Raw genomic sequence first — 19,167 nt, 5'->3', positions numbered from 1 at the left:
TCTACTGGTTTAGGCCGACTAACGCTTAAGCGCTAACCATGCTTGAATAGTGAAATAAATTTAGGCTTTAAAACACTCAATCTACTGAAGCAGATTGAGTCGCCATCCCACAACTGATAATGTTATTAATATATTGCAAACGTAAACATTATCGCCATCAATCATTATCACCTATGGTGTCTATTCAATCACACGGATACGCAAATTAAGGATTGCTCGTGACCTCACTCAATCAAAGTATTTCTCTTGATGGTACCGATGTTGAAAGTAAACGCGCCGAGATTCAGCGCTATTTCAACCATACTTGGCAGCAATATCAGCAGTTATTCGACCTTATCAATACCGATGACGCCTATTTTCTTAAGGCTGAACCGTTACGCCATCCATTGATTTTTTATTTTGGCCATACTGCCACTTTTTATATCAATAAACTTAAACTGGCTCGCCTCATTGATGAGCGCATCAACCCTGAATTTGAGTCTATGTTTGCCATAGGCGTGGATGAAATGAGCTGGGATGATGTCAACAGTCAGCACTATGCCTGGCCAAGCGTCAGTCAAGTGCGGCGCTATCGCGATGAAGTGAGCGCTTGTGTCAATCAAGTCATAGATAACCTAGCGCTGAGCTTACCTATTACAGCGCAATCGCCGGCTTGGCTCATCTTAATGGGCATAGAGCATGAAAGAATTCATCTTGAAACATCATCTGTCATTATCCGCCAGCTGCCGCTGCATTTAGTGACGCCCTCAAGCAACTGGCATGCTTGCGAGAGCGTGGCTCTAGCGCCCAGCAATCAGTTACTGCATCAAAGCGGTGGCACTATGACGTTAGGCAAAGCCGCTACCGACATGACTTATGGTTGGGATAATGAGTACGGCCAGCAGTCAGTCGCAGTGAATGACTTTGAAGCGAGTCGCTATTTAGTTAGCAATCAAGAGTACCTCGCCTTTGTTGAGGCGGGTGGTTATCAAACCTTAAGATGGTGGACCCAAGAAGGTCGGCAGTGGCTAAGTTACACCCAAGCGCAACATCCAAGATTTTGGCGTAAACACCAAGGTCTATGGTGGCAACGCAACCTCACCGAAGAAATCCCTTTACCCTTAAACTGGCCGGTAGAAGTTAATTACTTAGAAGCTAAAGCCTTTTGCCATTACTTAAGCGAAGTGCAGCAAAGTCAGTTACGCCTTCCGACAGAAGCTGAATGGTATTGCTTACGCCAAAACGTCAGTGGCGATAGCCAAGATTGGCAAGAAATCCCTGCCAACTTAGGTCTGGCGCACTTTGCCTCATCTTGCCCTGTCAATCGCTTTGAGCATCAAGGATTTTATGATGTTATCGGTAACGTTTGGCAATGGAGCGAAACCGCCATCAATGGCTTTAACGGCTTTGAAGTGCATCCCATGTATGATGATTTCTCCACCCCTACCTTTGATGGCCGCCATAACCTCATTAAAGGTGGCAGCTGGATTTCAACTGGCAATGAAATGCAGCATGCCAGTCGCTACGCCTTCAGACGGCACTTTTATCAGCATGCTGGCTTTCGCTATGTGCGCTCAGCGCAAGCATTACCCAGCAATGAGCCGGTGAATACTTACGAAACCGATGAGCTTATTTCCCAGTACTTAGAATTCCATTATGGTGATAGCCACTTTGGTGTGGCCAATTTCTGCGTCAATGCAGTGGCAAGTGTCATGGCTGAAATTGAACCAAGCCGCACTCTCAAGGCGCTGGATATTGGCTGCTCTGTGGGGCGCGCTAGTTTTGAGCTGGCTAAGCATTATCAGCAGGTGGACGCTATCGATTTTTCGGCGCGCTTTATTTCTCAAGCCATAGATTTATGTGAGCAAGGCCAAAAGCGCTGGACTATTACCACCGAAGGCGAGCTGCAAGAATTTAAGAGCATGAGTCTAACGCAGCTAAACTACCAAGACTTAGCCGCTAACATACATTTTCAGCAAGGGGATGCTTGTAATCTCAAGCCTAGGTTTAGTGGCTATGATCTTATTTATGCTGCCAACTTAATTGATAGATTAACCGACCCCCATAAGTTTTTGGCAGATATGCCCGCAAGGCTTAATAGCCGCGGCTATTTAGTGATCTTATCCCCCTACACTTGGCTAGAGCAGTACACAAATAAAGCCAATTGGCTCGGCGGCTTTAAGCGCGATGCGGAGAACATAACTGGCTTAGATGGATTGAATGAGGCGCTGCATCAAGACTTTGAGCTGTGCGCCGTGAAAGACATTCCCTTTGTTATTCGCGAAACTAAACGCAAATTCCAACACAGCATTTCGCAGTTATCGATTTGGCGTAAACGCCAGTAAAGAGCATACGCCAGATAGCATAAGGCCCGCATAATGCGGGCCTTATCATTGTCTCTATTATTACAGACCGTAGGTGTAGCTAGCTTGTAATCCTAATGGAATACCAAGGCCCCAATAGGCAAGTAAGAACAAGGTCCAGCCCACTAAGAAGGCCACCGAATACGGCAGCATCATAGCAATCAAGGTACCTATCCCTGTGTCCTTAACGTACTTCTGGCAATACACCACCACTAGCGGGAAGTAAGGCATTAACGGCGTAATGATGTTAGAGCTTGAATCACCAATACGGTAAGCCGCTTGGGTTAAATCGGGTGAAATGTTCAGTTGCATCAACATAGGCACAAAGATAGGTCCTAATAATCCCCACTTGGCAGAGCTTGAACCCACAAACAAGTTAACAAAGGCTGTCAGGAAGATGATGCCGACGATAGTCACTGAACTTGGCAAGGCTAATGCTTTTAATACTTCAGCGCCTTCAATGGCCAGCAAAGCCCCCAAGTTAGACTTAGTAAACGCCGCCACAAACATGGCGCAGAAGAATGCCATCACTATGTAGTAAGCCATGCCCCCCATAGACTTGCTCATGGCAGCAATCATGTCGCGTGAGCTAGTGAAAGTGCCAACCATGAAGCCATAAATGGCGCCAGGGATCCAGAACAGTAAGAAGATAAGCGGCACGATAGATTGCATTAATGGCGCTTTAAAATCTGTCAGCTCACCGTTAGCGGCGCGCATGGCAGAATCCGCTGGAGCGCTCGCTAAATACAGCAGTACTAAACCTAATACCATCACCATAGAGGCAACATTAAAGGCGCGTTTCTCTTTCGGGCCCACTTCATCAAATGAAGGTAAACCGCTGGTATCGCCGTCAACCTTAGTCTTTTGCAGTCTAGGCTCAATAATCTTGTCGGTAATGTACCAACCTAACAGCACGATAAATAAGCTCGATGCAGAGGTGAAGAACCAGTTATTGAGTGGATTGACTGAAATGGCAGGGTCGATAATTTGCGCCGCACTCTGGGTGAAACTTTGTAATAACGGATCTAATCCCGATGGCACAAAGTTAGCGCCAAAGCCGCCGCTCACGCCAGCAAAGGCTGCCGCAATACCCGCTAACGGATGACGACCCACAGCAAAGAAAATAACCCCCGCTAATGGGATTACTAAAACGTAACCCGCATCAGTTGCGGTATGGCTAACGATAGAGATTAAAATAATCGATGGGGTTAAGTACTTAGCTGGCGTGACTTTCAGCATCAATTTCAATGCTGTATTAATAAAGCCAGAATGCTCAGCCACACCGACACCTAACATGGCCACTAACACTACGCCAAGCGGCGCAAAGCTAGTAAAGGTGGTCACCATCGAGGATAAAAATCCCACAATGGCAGAACCTGTCAGCAAGTTATTGACTTCTAACGGTACACCGGTGCGAGGATCTATGGTCGCAAAGTCCATCTGCGCAAAAATGGCAGATAATCCCCAAATTAATAACATCCCCAGTAAAAAGATTACCGCAGGATCGGGGAGTTTATTCCCCACTCGTTCAATGCTATTTAGCATTCGGCTTAGTATGCCGTTCGATTCTTGACTCTCGCCTGACGTCGCCATCTTGATCTCCTCTAATTTTTTTTAGGCTGCTACCTTAGAGACAAAGCTAGTGAGATACAAGCTTACAAGCTTGGGAACGTAGCCAAAGTCGATAACCTTGGCCATATTTGGCAGTTACTTAGCTGAAACATTGTCTACCTATGGATGAACTGCTGCAGAATTCATCAAACAACTAGGCACATTCGCCCAAAATGAGTAACCTTAAGCAACACTGCTTAAGGATGCTAACTATGTCAGCTCAATACCGCGTTTCCTCTCTTACCGCTGTAGTGATAGCGCTACTCATGGCAAGTACAACGGCTGATGCTAAAGTGTATCGCTGGGTTGATGCCAAAGGAGGCGTGCATTTTTCTGATGTGCCGGTTGAAGGCGCCATTGAAATTGAGCTTAAGCCTGAAACGAGTAATCAAATCTTACTGCCACCTGCACAAGTCAAAGCGGTAGATTTGGACGCTGGGATTAACTATCAGCTCAGCATCAACTCACCTAGCAATGAAGAAACCATCCGCGATAATGATGGCAATTTTACCGTGACGCTAGCCCTCACGCAGGAGCAGCCTCGCGGCGCACTTTATCAATTATTACTTGATGGCGCGCCTTATAATCAAGGCCAAGCCTCTTCCTCATTTGAGCTAACAGGGGTTAATCGTGGTAGTCATACCCTGCAAGCCTTGTTAGTGACTGGCACTGGCCAGACCTTAGCCCAAAGCAGTGTGATTACTATTTTCATGCATCAAGCGATTTATCATCCACCGAGACCACAGCCACGCACTGCTAAGTAGTTAAATTAGCGACGCTAAGCTTTAGTAAAAAATGAAGCCATCAATGGAGTCATTAATTGGGCAAGCTCAATCGCCCGCTGCAATTTATCCCTTAGCCTAGTGACTAGCAGCATAATTAGCCGCGGGCATAAATGTGATTAGTCTTTACATCCCCCGAGCGAAACACAATTTGTACTCAGTTAACTATTGTCCAATCAAGTTAGCTGCAACCTCGGCTAACCTCATGTTAATTAACCTAACTCTCAGCCAAATTTTTATTGCTACCTAAAAGCGGCAGTAAACTTGCATGCGCCAGAGGTTCAAGGGAAATAATTGAGTCGTTAGGCGCTGAATAAGGGCATAAAGCCCTAGCCGTAAGATTTAACACGGCAAGGCTTCGCACTTGTTCACTGCACCAAGTTGGTGCATCATAAGCGCTAACCCCTGCTTATCGCCAAGGAAACCGTCTATGACCGCCAGAGATATGCGCCGCTGGGATGATGATAAGCTACTCAATCATATGATGACGGCTGTGATAGTCATAGATAGTTGCTGCCATATTCATTATGCCAACTCGGCCGCAGAGCAATTATTTAGCATTAATCGCCACAAGCTCAGCGAGCTTAGCCTGATGGATCATTGCCAATTACCTGAGGCCTTAAGTGAGCGCTTAGCTGCGGCGGTAGAAAATAGGGTGGGCTTGTATTTCAGTGCTATCACTATCATTACACAAGAAGGCCACCCCTTTAGCGTTGACTTAACCTTAAGCCCGCTGCCAGATGACCATCTTGCGATATTAGAGCTTAAACAAGTAGATCAACAGCGGCGCATTGATCAGCAGCTTAATCAAGAAGCTCAGCAGCAAGCGGCACAGTTTTTGGTGCGCAACCTTGCCCACGAAATTAAAAATCCCTTAGGCGGTTTACGCGGCGCGGCGCAGTTATTAGAGCGCGAGCTCAGTGACCCACAGTTGCAAGAATTCACCCAAATGATTATTGAGCAAGCCGACCGCCTAAGAAATTTGGTGGACAGGTTACTTGGTCCGCAAAAGCCAAGCTTGCACGCTTACAATAATATTCATTGGGTAACTCAAAAAGTAGTGCAACTGGTCACTGTCACTTTGCCAAACAATATTAAATTACTGCGCGATTATGACCCCTCCATTCCAAATAGCGTGATGGACGCCGAGCAGTTACAACAAGCCTTGCTCAATCTCATTCAAAACTCGATTCAAGCCATGGGCAAGCAATTTGGCACTATTACTTTGCGCACTCGCACTCAGCATCAAGTGACTCTTGGCAGTCAACGCCACAAATTAGTGATGGAAATTAAAGTGATAGATAATGGCCCTGGGATCCCTGACGCCTTAATGGATACCTTGTTTTACCCTATGGTGAGCGGCAAGGCCGATGGCAATGGCCTTGGGCTTTCTATTGCTCATAACATAGTGCGTCTTCACGGCGGGCGCATCGATTGCCAGTCGGAACCCGAACACACTGAATTTACCTTGTTATTGCCACTTCGCAGTCAAGGCCCACAATTGGCGCCAAGCCACTTCGACTCAACTTTAAGCGTAAGCGAGACCCACGATGAATGAACAAGTCTGGATTTTAGATGATGATACTTCGATTCGCTGGGTCTTAGAGCGGGCATTAAAAGGCGCAGGCATTAGCAATGCAAGCTTTAGCGCCGCCGAATCCTTATGGCAGGCACTGACAGATGCTAAGCCGCAGGTCATCATCTCAGATATTCGCATGCCAGGAACCGATGGCTTAACTTTGCTCAGCCGCTTGCAGCAGCATTACCCGCGTATTCCTGTGATTATTATGACGGCGCACTCAGATCTTGATAGTGCAGTGAATGCCTATCAAACCGGCGCCTTTGATTACTTACCTAAGCCGTTTGACATTGATGAAGCCATTAGCTTAGTGGAGCGCGCGCTGTCACACGCCAGCGATACTAAGCCGCAACCCCTTGAAGCGCCTATTATCGCCCATCAAGAAATCATCGGTGAAGCGCCCGCCATGCAAGAAGTGTTTCGCGCCATCGGTCGCTTGTCGCGCTCATCCATTAGCGTGCTGATTAATGGTCAATCAGGCACAGGTAAAGAGCTAGTCGCGGGCGCCCTGCATAAACACAGCCCCCGTAAAAATCAGCCATTTATTGCACTTAATATGGCGGCCATACCTAAAGATTTAATTGAGTCAGAACTCTTTGGCCATGAAAAAGGTGCCTTTACTGGCGCCAGTGCCGTGCGCCACGGCCGCTTTGAGCAAGCCAATGGTGGCACCTTGTTTTTGGATGAAATTGGCGATATGCCACTTGATGTGCAAACTCGGCTGCTGCGGGTATTAGCTGACGGTCAATTTTATCGAGTTGGTGGCCATTCACCAGTTTCTGTTGATGTGCGCATTATCGCAGCAACCCATCAAAATTTAGAAAGTCGGGTAGAAGCTGGGCTATTTAGAGAAGATTTATTTCATCGTCTCAATGTTATTCGCGTACATATTCCATCCCTTGCCCAAAGACGGGAAGACATAGCGCAATTAGCCACACATTTTTTAGCGGCAGCGGCGCGCGAAATGGGCGTTGAAGGCAAAGTGTTAAGCCAAGGCGCCATTGATACTCTTAAAAGCCTGCCATGGCCGGGTAATGTTAGGCAGCTAGAAAATACCTGCCGCTGGCTCACGGTTATGGCTTCTGGCCAAGAAATTTTAGTGCAAGACTTGCCCGCGGAATTATTGCAGCGCCCAGTAAGCGCGGCGAATGCGCCAGTAACTGGCAACTGGCAAGCTTTGTTACAGCAAGAAGTACAGCAAAGATTAGCGGCGCAAGAAATTGATATTCTGAATCAACTTGCCCCAGAGTTTGAGCGGATTTTATTGGCTTGCGCCCTTGAGCATACTCAAGGGCACAAGCAAGATGCGGCGCGCTGCTTAGGTTGGGGGCGTAATACCCTCACCCGTAAACTTAAGGAACTTGATGGTGAGGCATTAACTGTACTGGATCTTGATGAACAATAACTTCAGCAGAATCAAACGCTTTCATTATGCGTTTTTCAGCCGCATCGGCGGCTGAATGCGCTTTAAATAGGCTCTGATTACCATCTAACTCAAGGTGCAGCTGAATAAAAGTGGTTTTACCCGATTGCCGTGTGCGCAAGTCGTGCACCCCGAGTACTCGCCCATCTTCAATGGCTAACGCTACAATCTTATCGCGAGTTTCTTGATCTAATTCTTTATCTAACAATAAATTAGCGCTGCGATAGGCAAGACCAATGGCTTGATAGCCAATATAAAAGGCAATCAAAACCGCAAATAAGCCATCGGCCCATAACCAGCCTTGTGTTGCCAGCACTAAGGCAATTAACACTGCGGCATTTAGCAATAAGTCAGATTTGTAATGCAAAGAATCGGCTTCAACCACACAACTTGATGTCATGCTTAAGGCTTTTTTCTGCAGCAGCACTAAGGCGAGTGTCATCACTATGGCAATCACAGACACCCAAATACCCACATCGGCATGTTCAACGGGCTGCGGATCAAACAGGCGTTGACCACCGTGTAAAAACAGTAGTAATGCAGAACCTGCGATAAAGGCCGATTGCGCTAACGAAGCCAAGGGCTCAGCTTTACCATGGCCATATCTATGGTCATTATCAGCAGGCACAATTGCGTAGCGAATGGCTAATAAATTAACGATAGATGCAAGCGCATCCGCGAAGGAATCAGTGAGCGAGGCCAACATACTGGCAGAGCCAGAATATTGCCAAGCGAATAATTTAATAGCAATTAAGGTCAAGGCAGTGACTACCGACGCGCGGCTGGCAAGCTTGACCCAAAAATCATAAGAAGAACTAGTCATAGTCACGATAGATGCAAAATTTATCGGCTATTGTATACCCAAACCTAGCGAAATCACACTGAGTAACTCGCCTAAGCTTACTCAGTGAATCGATTGAAATCATCGGATCTTTTGGCAGGTATCTATGCGCTGTTGCCACTGTTGCTGCTGCTCTGGCGTCAACAGATTGTAAGCTTGATTGCGCACTCTTAAGTTCTCAATCGCTCGCTCTTGGCGGATTTCAGACTGTTTTTCCAATAAGGCTTTGGCGGCAGTTTCATCAAACTGTGGCGCTGTGATGAGGGCGTGCATAGCTTGTCTATTTTCAGCACGAGCCTGCTGGCGTGACTCTTTACCTTCATCTGAGTGAGTCTTTTCCATCAGTTGCTTAAATTGCTGGCGCTGCTCATCACTTAAATCTAAGCCTTTAAACATCTGATGCATACCTTTAGCACTCACGCCGTCACAGCCATGGCTCTGGTGATGCTTTTGATGATAACGATTTTGGTGTTCGCTTGAGCCTTCACCTGTATCTTTGGCCATGGCAGCTGTTGAAAAATATGCCGTGGCTACCAGTAATAAAATACTTTTAATTTTCATAGGGATTCCTTTTTAGCTTCATCAAATTAACGAGACCCAAACAGTATACCCAGCCCAATGTCAGCCAGTGCTAAGGCTAGGTAAAGCTAGGTAAAGATGTCTGTCCAAGATTTTTACTTTCGCGTACATTGAGTGCTAACGCACCAGCACCTTGCGATGCCCCTAATGCCATTGAGTAAAATCGTTACCATGAATTCTCTGTTACTAATTGATGATGATATCGGCTTAAGTGAACTACTTAGCCAATTGTTAGAGCTTGAAGGCTTTCGCTTAGAGTTAGCCCATGATGGCGAGCAAGGGCTAGCACAAGCGCGCCGCCATAATTACGACTTAATCTTGCTTGATGTCATGCTGCCAAAACTCAACGGCTTTGAAGTCCTTAAGGCTATTCGCCAAGACAAACAAACTCCCGTACTGATGTTGACGGCCCGCGGTGATGAAATTGATAGAGTTGTGGGGCTTGAAATCGGCGCCGATGATTACTTACCCAAGCCTTTTAACGATAGAGAGCTAATCGCAAGAATTCGCGCCATTTTACGCCGCGCCCACAACCCGAGCGCCAAGCAAGCAGAGACTACTCAGCAACTGGGCGATCTAAGTCTTGATCATGCGCGCCAAGAAGCCTTTTGTCATCAGCAACTACTCATGCTCACAAGCACTGAATTTGCACTACTGGCAGAACTGGTTACCCATGCTGGACAACAAGTCAGTAAAGAGCAACTAAGTGAAGTGGTACTGGGCAAAAAACTCATGCCCTTTGATCGCAGCCTAGATATGCATCTGTCTAACTTACGCAAAAAACTCCCGCCAAGAGAAGATGGCCGCCCGCGAGTGAAAACCTTACGTGGCAAGGGCTACATCTGGATACCTTAATGCTAAACAAAACACCTAACCGACTGTTTATCAAATTATTAGTGGGGTTTTGGCTGTGCAGTTCTGTCATTATTGCCGCCGTCGCCTTACTGCCTTTAATGCAGCAAAACTATGATAGACAAGCCATTCCTACCCAGTTGCAGCAATTATTGGCTGAGGCCGCGGCGCAGCTGCAATCGCAGCAAGATTTCGGCCATCGTAATCCAATGCGAGCGCTCAATAGTTGGCTTAACCGCCATCCCAGATTTAACAATAAACACTTAAAACTGTATCTGCTTGATAGCCAAGACAACCTGCTGAATTCCCACGCTAACACTAAGCTATTACGCCATTTTCAATTAATGGTTGATGATGTCGGCCACCCTATCAGCCATCAGTTTCGCAACGACTTGATGTTTGGCCCCTATAAATTTAGCGTCAAAGGCCAAGAATATAGCCTCTATGGCCGCTTTCCTGAGCATCATCCACGGCCATGGTTTTTATATTTAGCCGAACATAAAGGACTGACGCTGACACTCGCCATCTTATTATCTGGCCTACTGTGCGGCTTATTAGCTTGGCATTTAGGTAAACCACTGCGCTTGCTTAAACAAAGCGCTGATGCCATAGCGAGCGGCAATTTAACCACCCGCGTCGATGATGCGATTGCTCATCGCAAAGATGAAATTGGCCAGCTCGCGCAAGCCTTTAACTTAATGGGAGACAGTATTGAGGCTATGGTGCTTGCTCAGCAGCGCCTCATTGGCGATATTTCCCATGAACTGCGCACCCCGCTTACTCGCTTACAATTAGCCCTCGCGCTCGCCCGCAAACAAGGCTTAGAAGGTAAAGAGTTAGCCCGCATTGCCCATGAAGCCGACCAACTTGAATGCTTGATAGCTGAGCTATTAGAGCTCTCTCGCGTTAAAGCCAATTTGCCTGAGTCGCGTAAATTGTTGGAGCTCAATGAAACCTTAGATCAAGTGCTAGGTGACGCCGAATTTGAAGCCGAACATCAAGGCAAGGTGCTGCATATTCAACTGCCCGCAGAATTAGTGTTTAGCCATTATCCAAGGCCGCTTAGTCGAGCCATTGAAAACTTACTGCGCAACGCCATTCGCTACGCCAAGCTCAATATTTGGATTTCAGCTGAAGTGCACCATAACCGGCTGCACATTAGCATTCTCGATGATGGCCCAGGGGTTGATGCTGAGTCGTTACCGCATTTATTTAAACCTTTCTACCGACCTGATAGCGCTCGCCAACGCGACAGCGGCGGCTGGGGACTGGGCATGGCAATAGCCGCAGCGGCCATTGCTGCCCATGATGGTGATATTGGCGCGTATCAACAAGCACCCAACGGCTTACTACTAAAGATAAGCTTGCCCTTGTGATACTGGTCTGCTTGAGCGAACTGAGTATAATAACGGCCTGTTTGATGATTCACTTTAACTAAAGCGGCCGTCTATGCTCCATATTGCTTTGTATGAACCTGAAATTGCACCGAATACGGGCAATATTATGCGCTTGTGTGCCAACAATGGCTGCAAGTTACACCTGATTGAACCGTTAGGATTTGATTTAGAAGAAAAGAAGTTACGCCGTGCGGGCTTAGATTATCGTGATATGGTCAACGTGGTGCGCCACGCTAACTTTGATGCTTTTCTGGAAACAGTGAAAGGGCAGCGCATTTTGGCCTGCACCACTAAAGGCAGTCGCCCCCACAGTGAACTTAGCTATTGCGACAGTGATGTATTGCTCTTTGGCCCTGAAACCCGCGGTTTACCTATGAGCATTATTGAAAGCATTAGTGCCGATTTACGCTTACGCATTCCTATGCTGCCAGAAAGCCGCAGCCTTAATTTGTCAAACTCGGTTGCTATTATTAGCTACGAAGCGCTGAGACAATTAGGTTATCCAGGCTGCTAAACTCTTTGGCTAAATGCTGCTGTGTGCCTAAGTCCTAAACCTTAGGCACAAGATCGACACTTAAAAATACTTGATAGGTTTCAGAGTCATCATCTAGGTACTGTAATTGCTGTTGCCATTGCCAGCCCACAGCTAAGGGCTCAAAAATTAGCTTAAGCAATGCTTCCCTGCCATTGACTTCTGTCAGCCCTAAAAACGAAAACCCATCGCCATAATCGTAAAGACTCACTTCAATCTGACGGAACTTGCCATGGCTATCGCGTTGCATCAATTGAATGCGATCAGGAAGCTGCACAAACCACCAACTTGAGGTCGCAGTATCCGTTTCTAAGGTCGTCATCAGCATCAATTGCTTGCCATCATGACTACATATGGCTTCAACTTGAGCAGCAAGGTAGCGCCGCGCCTTACTTGCCGCAGGCCCGACCCATTGTCCAGCAATCACACCACACACATCAGCAAAAGTGGCTTGCTCCTTAGCAACAGCAAGGCTGTTGCTACTTAGGCAAGCGCACACCAGCATGCATCTAAAATAATTCAATATCATCTTTGGGAATACATTGCTCATCTTTATAGGCAGCTATCGCGGCTGCCAATGGCGCGCCTTGAAGAACGAGCTCGAACATTTTTCTTTCACAATCAAGGGTATAGTTAAGTTTTATTTCGGCTTGAACTTCTTCCCAGCTAATACGGCTAAGGCGCTTTTCAGGATCTCGCAGCACTCGCTCGGTCAACTCAAGGCCATGGATAACGTGTACCAGACGTTGGGACAGGCGATCGTAAAATTGAAATGCCATTATGCCTTGATCTATCTGGGCTTCGAGAACTTGGCCATGGGTTTTTACAGTTTGCGGGGCGCTAGGACTATTTTCTAAGAAAGCATTCATCTGTCTTAAGTGAGCTGCCATTAAGGTGAAATATTCACCAAGCCCAGTCACATTATGGTCGCCATCAGATAGGGTGAGTTCGATTTGCGCCATAGAAACGAGGATCATTTTCACGGTTTCATGTACATGCAACCAATTCACAAGAGTGCACAATTCCTCTTTTCCCTCAAGATCCATCCCGAGTTCAGCATGTTCCTGATGTTTATTCATCGTCATAAGTATCATCCCTGTTACTCAATTAAAACTAACTGCCACTTTTGTAATAACAGTAAGTGTAGAACAGCATCTAGATAAACGCGGGATAAGCCAATAAAAAACCCACAGCTAAAGGTGGGTTTTTTCGATAAATTTCGACGATTAATTAATGACTAAAGCCAACATCATTAATGCTGATACGTTTAACTTCACCATATTTGGCTGCCATAGTTTCTATTTCGTCAGCCTTGCCTATTAATACCAGTTGCAAGTGTTGCTGCGGGAAATAGCGTTTTATTAGACTCGCGGCCTCAGTTAAATCAAGGTTATTTACCTGAGCTTCAAAGTTATTGATAAAGAAGTCATCAACCCCATAAAGGTACATAGTGCTCATGAGATTGGCGAGCTGACCACTGGTTTCATACTCCGGCGGAAATTGGCCTTTCACATAAGACTTAGCAGAATCTAAGGTGGCTTGATCTAGCCCTTGCTGCCACAACTTGGCATAAGTAGCTAAGGCTAAGTCTATGGCTTGCTCTGTGCTGGCGGTTTTAGTAAAAGTGCTGATACTAAATAAGCCACTGTCCCGATAAGGCCTAAATTCTGAGCGCGCACCATAAGTGAGACCGCTGCTGACCCGCAGCTCATCATTAAGCCAAGAGGTAAAACGTCCACCCAAAATGGTATTAATAACTTGCAGTGATACGTAGTCAGGATTATTACGGCTGATACCTAAGCCGCCGATCATAAAGGTAGTTTCAATGGCATCAGCTTTATCCACCACTAAAACTCGTGCCTGAGTTAGTGCTGCGCTTGCATTCACATTCGCGCTGACAGTGCTGTCCGCATTAGTGCTCGCTCCTTGCCAATCAGCAAACAAACTCGTGAGATAGTCCTTCATAGTGGTGAGGTCAAAATCGCCAGCCACTATGATGGCAGCGTTATTGGGCTGATAATACTGCTGGTGAAATTGCTGCACCGCCTCTGTAGTCATAGATTGCAATGATTGCTCATCACCATCAGTTGCATTGCCATAAGGATGCGAACCAAACACTTGCGCGCGAAAGTAATCATTAATCACGGCGCGCGGGCTTTCTTTGGCTTGAGTCAGGGCGGCGATTTGCTGCTGCTTGAGCTTAGTAAACTCAGCGCCATCAAAACTTGGGGAGATTAATATCGCCTTAAGTAAGGGCAAGATTTTTATGGCATCGTTTGCCATAAAATCCAGAGTAACTACACTGCCTTCTGCGCTCGAGTAAGAGGCGACACTCGCGCCAAGTGAATCCACAAAGAGCTCAGACTCGGCCTTACTTTTGAGGCTATTACCCAGTAGCAGGCTTGCGGCAGTCATAGACGCAAGGCCTGCTTGAGTGTCATTAACACTTCCAGCTCGCACCACGGCATTAACAGTAATCAAGGGCACTTCGGTTTGCGGCATTAACATTAAGATTAACCCGTTAGCCAGAGTCACGGTTTCATAGCTTGGCATCACAAAGGCAGGTGAGCTTGCCGTTGCCGCCTTAGATGATTGAGGTACCGATTGACATGCCGTTAAGCCAATAACCATAGTGAATGAGGCTGCCATCAAGCGCGCCACTAAGCCAAATCTGATGTTGCTCATTGATCTTGCTCCTCATTTGCTGCCAACACGCCGACGGTGCGATTCGCGCGGGTAAAATACTTAGCGGCGACTCTTTGTATGTCCTCGGGGGTGACCTTGTTATAAGCCGCTGGCGCCTCGAATAACTGGTTGTAACTGCCAAAATACAACTCATAGGTACCTATGGTATTAGCCTTACCATTGATGGTTTCCATGTTGCGATAAAAACCCATTAGCCGTAAGTTTTTTACCTTGTCTAACTCTTGCTGCGTCACGCCTTGATTCACCACGCTTGCAATCGCAGCCAACATGGCTTGCTCTAACTTAGGTGCCGTCACCTCTGGCGCAGCTACGCCATAAAAATAGAATAAATTAGGATCAAAACTTTCAGGCATATAGGTTTCTGCCGACAAAGCGACTTGCTTATCCACTAACGCCTGATGCAAACGCGAGCTATTGCCTTCCCCTAAAATGGCGGCCAATAAATTCAACGCGTAATAATCTTCAGATTGAGTCGCTGGAATATGGTACGCCAGCATCACATTGGGAGTACTCACAGAAGCCTTGTGCACAAACACGCGGCGCTCACCGGTTTGCACTGGCTCTATGGTTTTTATCGCGCGCGGCGGCGCCTGCGCAGGTATCGGGGCTAAATATTTTTCAGCAAGGGCTTTGACTTCAGCCAGCTTCACATCGCCGGCTATCACCATCACAGCATTATTGGGCGCGTAGTAAGTTTTATGATATTGGCGTAAATCGTCTATGGTCCAAGCCTGAATATCTGACTCATGACCGATAACTGGCCAAGAATAAGGATGAGCATTAAAGGCCACAGATTTAAGCTCTTCATGCAGCACTCTAAAGTTAGAATTTTCAAGCCCAGTAGTGCGCTCAGAGGTGACTACGCCGCGCTCACTTTCAACCATAGCCGCAGAAATATCTAAGTGAGCTATGCGGTCGGCCTCTAAATCAAATATGGTTTCTAGGGCTGATGCCGGAAACCAGTTGGTATAAACCGTTATATCTTCAGTGGTATAAGCATTATTAGCGCCGCCTGCGGCCTCCATAGTACGGTCAAACATTTTTGGACCGTACTTTTTGGCGCCATTGAACATCATATGTTCAAAGAAGTGAGAAATTCCTGTAATGCCTGGCGCTTCATTGCGCGAGCCCACTTTCCAGAAAATATACATGTTAGCGTTGGGAATAGAACTGTCTTCCAACACCATGATCTTCATGCCGTTTGCTAACGTAAAACTGTTAATGTCCGCGCTCGTCGTGGCGCGCGCAGGCGTCCATGCTTGCACCATAATTAACGCTAATCCAATCCATAGGAGCTTCATCAGCACACCTCACCAAAGTCTTGTTAAGTCAGCCCACAACAGCTAACAACTAGTGGAGCCATTATTCAGCCACCAATTAAAGACAAATAGTTAATCGATGCAAGCAAAATTGCAACATAAGCGCAACCTTAGCCAAAAACAGAGATTTGATTAGCAAAAATAGTGGCCGCAGAATGTTTTAATCTAGCGCTAGGGGGATATCTTTATATGCCACCAATCATTGGTGGCGGAATAACTAGCGCGCCTTAGTTAAAAACACTACATCGTTATCAATCAATTCCAGTTGCCAGCCATAATGTTTGGCAAGCCAGCCAAAGCTAGCATCACTATAAAAATTAATATGGGTGAGATCGTTTTTATAGTGCCAGCGACTAAAGGCATCGGCACTAGTCACGCGCTTAGTCATCACAGCTAACACCCCGCCCGCCTTTAACATGGTATTGAGTTGCGCTAATAATTGCGCGGCATCGGCAATATGTTCGATCACTTCCGTCAAAGTAATAAAGTCATACTGCTGATGCAGCAGCGCGCCATGGTTATGGTAATAGAGATCGTAATTAGCTATCGCCACTCCTTCTTCCCTTGCCATTTGGCTTAATACCGCGCCTTCTCCGCAACCAAAATCTAGCCCTTGTAAGCCAGTAATATCCGCATGAGTGCCCTGTAAACGCGCTAACAGTGGCGCCCAAGTGCGACTTAAAAAGCGTCGGTAACCAACATCAGCACAGGAGTTATCATGTTTGTCGTATTCAGCTTTCTCGGCGCCTGGGGATAAATGAAAAGACGCAGGAACTGAAACGAGTTCGCACGCCTGACAGCAAACATAGCGCCGCCGCGCATCTTGGCAAAAAAGAGTTAAGTGCTGCCCGCCGCATAAGGGGCATAACATTGGATGAGTCACATGAGGCTCGCTCAAGAAATAATGGCGCTCTTTATAGCATTTTTTAGCTTAAATTGGATGGCTAAGGAGTAGGCTTAAGTACAGGCGTGAGTGTGCTAGATTGAGTAGCCGCGGCTTTGGCCTCTTTAAGTGCTCGCTCTTCATCGCTTTGTAAGGCGCCTTGGGCTTTTTTTAATTGCTCAGCTTCCCAAGTGGGACGCGCGTCATCAGCCTTGGATGTTAATTGGCGCTCATTGCTGGCCGCAGCTTTTGCTTTTTGTAATTGCTCCGCCTCCCAATTAGGCTTGATGTCATTAGCCGAAGTTAGGGTTTGATGATGTGAGGTCACTGACTTATTAGCGGGAACCAACAGCACTTTATGAGGTTTGCTACTTGGTGTTGGCGGCACGTTTTGCGTGCCAGCACTCACATTAACACTTAGCAGCATAGCGGCCATCATCCATCCTTGGTGTTTCATTGCTAGTCCTTATTTGCTTAAGTGCTTAAGTGCTGACTTGATTAAATACTTACTGGCTTTAGTGCTCAGTATTTAGCGTTAGCTTAGCTTGCTGCGTTTGTTGCCAAAATTCCACAAAGTCTTTGGCAGCCATAGGTTTAGCAAACAAATAACCTTGCTGCAAACTTACGCCACGACTTAATAGTGCCTGAGATTGAGTGAGGGTTTCAACTCCTTCGGCAATCACTCCCATATTTAAGCTCTTGGCCATTCCTACATAAGCATCTAACACTTGAGTACGGTTTTCTTCTTCCACTAAGGTATCAATAAATAGCTTATCAATTTTCATGATATTAAATGGCAGTTGCTGCACATATTGGCCGCCGCCATAACCGGTACCAGCATCATCAAGCTCAATCAAGCAGCCTAATTCCTGCAACTGTTTAAGATTGGCTGACGCAACAGCCATATCTTGAATAGGAGAGCGCTCAGTGATTTCTAACGCCAAATGATAAGCGGGATACCCGAACTCACTTAATTGCGCTAATAAATTGCTAAATTTAGCCGTTTCAATTTGCGCTGCGATTAAGTTGATCCCACAGCGAAATTCTGGATTAGCGTTAAGCACTACCGCTAAATCTTGAGGAATATCATTCAAGATTTTGGTGGTGACCTGATAAACCATATCACTTTGCTCTAGTTCATTGATAAAGATAGCAGGCGATAATATTTCACCACTTGGCAGGATCCAGCGGATCAAGGCTTCTGCACCAACAATTTCACCAGTTCTAGCATTCATTATCGGCTGATAGAAGGGCTGCAACTGCCCATTATCAATAGCTTTTACCAGCCTAAAATGAATACTCTTACGCAATTCTTTGCGAAGACGATATGAACGGAACATCAATAAGATAAAAGTCGACAATAACAACAGACACGGTAAGAAATAGGTTTTAGATAAACTAAATACTCGCCAAAAACCGATCATTGACGTGACTTCAATGGGATACTTATCGCTTTTAATCTGGATAATTTTAATGCCATCACCATCAAGACTACCGATATCTGAGATAAGCTCATTATCGCCAAGATGAATATAAATCCGCCGTTCACTATGACGTTCAGATTCAAAGAATGAATAATGATTCCATAAAGAAATTCGGCGAATATTAACCTGCCGACCTTGATACAACATATATAAATCTTGGTAATGTTGCCCCGGCAAATATGTGGTGGTTAGCTTGGTATTTTCTAATGCGGGAATATCCCAGAGTTTAGGATTAGCGTTAATGCTGAGATCAAAGCTAACTTGTCCCATCACGCTACAAAACTCAAAGGGTGGGCTTGATAATGAGCGCACAAAAAACAAATTTGCATAGATAGAGTTAAACATGTGCTCTTTTAGCACTTCTTGCCCTTTATCATCGCATTGCTCAAAATTGAGTGCATCCATCACTCTAAGATCTTGATATGCGGTGTATAACTGATTTTCCACCGAATAAACAAAATCATCGAGATCATCACTAACTTCCATCTCAATCAGCCAATAACTAAAACCAAAAGAGAGTAACGCGGCCGCTAACAAAAGCGCGAACACCTCTAAGCAGGTTTTCCATGATTCAGTAAAATTTTGCAATGAGGGCCATTCTCGCTTTAAAAAATAACAGTTATCCATTAACTAGTAAGAGGAATAAGTAGATTTAACATTGTGACAACCAGGTTCTATCTGACAAATGCGACATACCCTTAAAAATTAACAAAAAATAATAGCCATAGCGGCTAAAATAAGCTTTAATTTTTAAAGAAATAATCTTTATATTTAATCAAAACTTTTTACAAAGTATTCACAACAGTAATGTATGTAGACGTTCATTGAGATTTTATC

At 45.9% G+C, this 19,167-nt stretch carries 17 protein-coding genes; 7 read left to right on the top strand and 10 right to left on the bottom strand.

Going from position 1 to position 19,167, the window contains the following annotated elements:
• Nucleotides 1-218: 218 nt before the first annotated feature.
• Nucleotides 219-2,324 carry a 5-histidylcysteine sulfoxide synthase gene (gene ovoA / locus AC1HDP_RS14485; RefSeq protein ID WP_479639278.1) on the top strand — a complete coding sequence of 702 codons (2,106 nt, stop codon included), beginning with the start codon at nucleotides 219-221 and terminating at the stop codon, nucleotides 2,322-2,324.
• A gap of 60 nt (nucleotides 2,325-2,384) precedes the next feature.
• On the opposite strand, the gene AC1HDP_RS14480 is transcribed toward ovoA, so the two are convergent.
• Nucleotides 2,385-3,935, bottom strand: a complete 1,551-nt coding sequence (locus AC1HDP_RS14480) for an AbgT family transporter (protein WP_140930462.1) — start codon at nucleotides 3,933-3,935, stop codon at nucleotides 2,385-2,387.
• A 230-nt stretch (nucleotides 3,936-4,165) separates the two neighbouring features.
• Here AC1HDP_RS14480 and AC1HDP_RS14475 point away from each other — a divergent pair, with 230 nt between their 5' ends.
• The 3 genes from AC1HDP_RS14475 (at nucleotide 4,166) to glnG (ending at nucleotide 7,719) form a co-directional block, all read left to right on the top strand.
• Complete coding sequence (locus AC1HDP_RS14475; protein ID WP_479639277.1) at nucleotides 4,166-4,717, top strand: DUF4124 domain-containing protein; 552 nt, start codon at nucleotides 4,166-4,168, stop codon at nucleotides 4,715-4,717.
• A gap of 448 nt (nucleotides 4,718-5,165) precedes the next feature.
• A complete protein-coding gene (gene glnL, locus AC1HDP_RS14470; RefSeq protein ID WP_479639276.1) occupies nucleotides 5,166-6,293 on the top strand; it encodes a nitrogen regulation protein NR(II) in 1,128 nt (375 codons plus the stop codon).
• Entirely contained in the window at nucleotides 6,286-7,719 is a 1,434-nt protein-coding gene (gene glnG / locus AC1HDP_RS14465) for a nitrogen regulation protein NR(I) (RefSeq protein WP_479639275.1), read from the top strand. Before glnL ends, glnG begins: the two co-directional genes overlap by 8 nt.
• Here the strand turns inward: glnG and fieF are convergent.
• On the bottom strand, nucleotides 7,667-8,560 hold the full coding sequence (gene fieF / locus AC1HDP_RS14460) for a cation efflux pump FieF (RefSeq protein WP_479639274.1): 894 nt from the start codon (nucleotides 8,558-8,560) through the stop codon (nucleotides 7,667-7,669). The genes glnG and fieF overlap by 53 nt on opposite strands.
• Nucleotides 8,561-8,659: 99 nt before the next feature.
• Nucleotides 8,660-9,139: a Spy/CpxP family protein refolding chaperone gene (locus tag AC1HDP_RS14455; protein WP_479639273.1), complete on the bottom strand. Its 480-nt coding sequence runs from the start codon at nucleotides 9,137-9,139 to the stop codon at nucleotides 8,660-8,662.
• Between the two features lie 189 nt (nucleotides 9,140-9,328).
• On the opposite strand from AC1HDP_RS14455, the gene AC1HDP_RS14450 reads away from it, so the two are divergent.
• The 3 genes from AC1HDP_RS14450 to trmL all read left to right on the top strand — a co-directional run bounded on the left by AC1HDP_RS14450 (nucleotide 9,329) and on the right by trmL (nucleotide 11,920).
• Nucleotides 9,329-10,012 (top strand): response regulator, encoded by a 684-nt coding sequence (locus AC1HDP_RS14450; RefSeq protein WP_479639272.1) that lies wholly within the window; start codon nucleotides 9,329-9,331, stop codon nucleotides 10,010-10,012.
• Nucleotides 10,012-11,385, top strand: a complete 1,374-nt coding sequence (locus AC1HDP_RS14445) for an ATP-binding protein (RefSeq protein WP_479639271.1) — start codon at nucleotides 10,012-10,014, stop codon at nucleotides 11,383-11,385. The genes AC1HDP_RS14450 and AC1HDP_RS14445 overlap by 1 nt, the downstream gene beginning before the upstream one ends.
• 73 nt (nucleotides 11,386-11,458) lie before the next feature.
• Nucleotides 11,459-11,920: a tRNA (uridine(34)/cytosine(34)/5-carboxymethylaminomethyluridine(34)-2'-O)-methyltransferase TrmL gene (gene trmL / locus AC1HDP_RS14440; protein ID WP_479639270.1), complete on the top strand. Its 462-nt coding sequence runs from the start codon at nucleotides 11,459-11,461 to the stop codon at nucleotides 11,918-11,920.
• A gap of 34 nt (nucleotides 11,921-11,954) precedes the next feature.
• Here the strand turns inward: trmL and AC1HDP_RS14435 are convergent, their stop codons facing one another.
• The 7 genes from AC1HDP_RS14435 to AC1HDP_RS14405 all read right to left on the bottom strand — a co-directional run bounded on the left by AC1HDP_RS14435 (nucleotide 11,955) and on the right by AC1HDP_RS14405 (nucleotide 18,918).
• Complete coding sequence (locus tag AC1HDP_RS14435; RefSeq protein ID WP_479639269.1) at nucleotides 11,955-12,461, bottom strand: hypothetical protein; 507 nt, start codon at nucleotides 12,459-12,461, stop codon at nucleotides 11,955-11,957.
• The gene (locus AC1HDP_RS14430) at nucleotides 12,448-13,023 is read right to left on the bottom strand and encodes a hypothetical protein (protein WP_479639268.1); all 576 of its coding nucleotides are present in this window, start codon (nucleotides 13,021-13,023) and stop codon (nucleotides 12,448-12,450) included. The genes AC1HDP_RS14435 and AC1HDP_RS14430 overlap by 14 nt, the downstream gene beginning before the upstream one ends.
• A 145-nt stretch (nucleotides 13,024-13,168) precedes the next feature.
• Nucleotides 13,169-14,623 (bottom strand): M16 family metallopeptidase, encoded by a 1,455-nt coding sequence (locus tag AC1HDP_RS14425; RefSeq protein ID WP_479639267.1) that lies wholly within the window; start codon nucleotides 14,621-14,623, stop codon nucleotides 13,169-13,171.
• Nucleotides 14,620-15,945 (bottom strand): M16 family metallopeptidase, encoded by a 1,326-nt coding sequence (locus AC1HDP_RS14420; RefSeq protein ID WP_479639266.1) that lies wholly within the window; start codon nucleotides 15,943-15,945, stop codon nucleotides 14,620-14,622. Before AC1HDP_RS14420 ends, AC1HDP_RS14425 begins: the two co-directional genes overlap by 4 nt.
• 235 nt (nucleotides 15,946-16,180) lie before the next feature.
• A complete protein-coding gene (locus tag AC1HDP_RS14415) occupies nucleotides 16,181-16,834 on the bottom strand; it encodes a class I SAM-dependent methyltransferase (RefSeq protein ID WP_479639899.1) in 654 nt (217 codons plus the stop codon).
• A gap of 73 nt (nucleotides 16,835-16,907) precedes the next feature.
• Entirely contained in the window at nucleotides 16,908-17,303 is a 396-nt protein-coding gene (locus AC1HDP_RS14410; RefSeq protein WP_479639265.1) for a hypothetical protein, read from the bottom strand.
• A 58-nt stretch (nucleotides 17,304-17,361) separates the two neighbouring features.
• The gene (locus AC1HDP_RS14405) at nucleotides 17,362-18,918 is read right to left on the bottom strand and encodes an EAL domain-containing protein (protein WP_479639264.1); all 1,557 of its coding nucleotides are present in this window, start codon (nucleotides 18,916-18,918) and stop codon (nucleotides 17,362-17,364) included.
• Nucleotides 18,919-19,167 lie beyond the last annotated feature (249 nt).

This window comes from Shewanella sp. ISS20, from assembly GCF_056522965.1.
The sequence above is the reverse complement of the archived record's forward strand: the minus strand, read 5'-3'. Positions and strand labels throughout refer to the sequence as shown.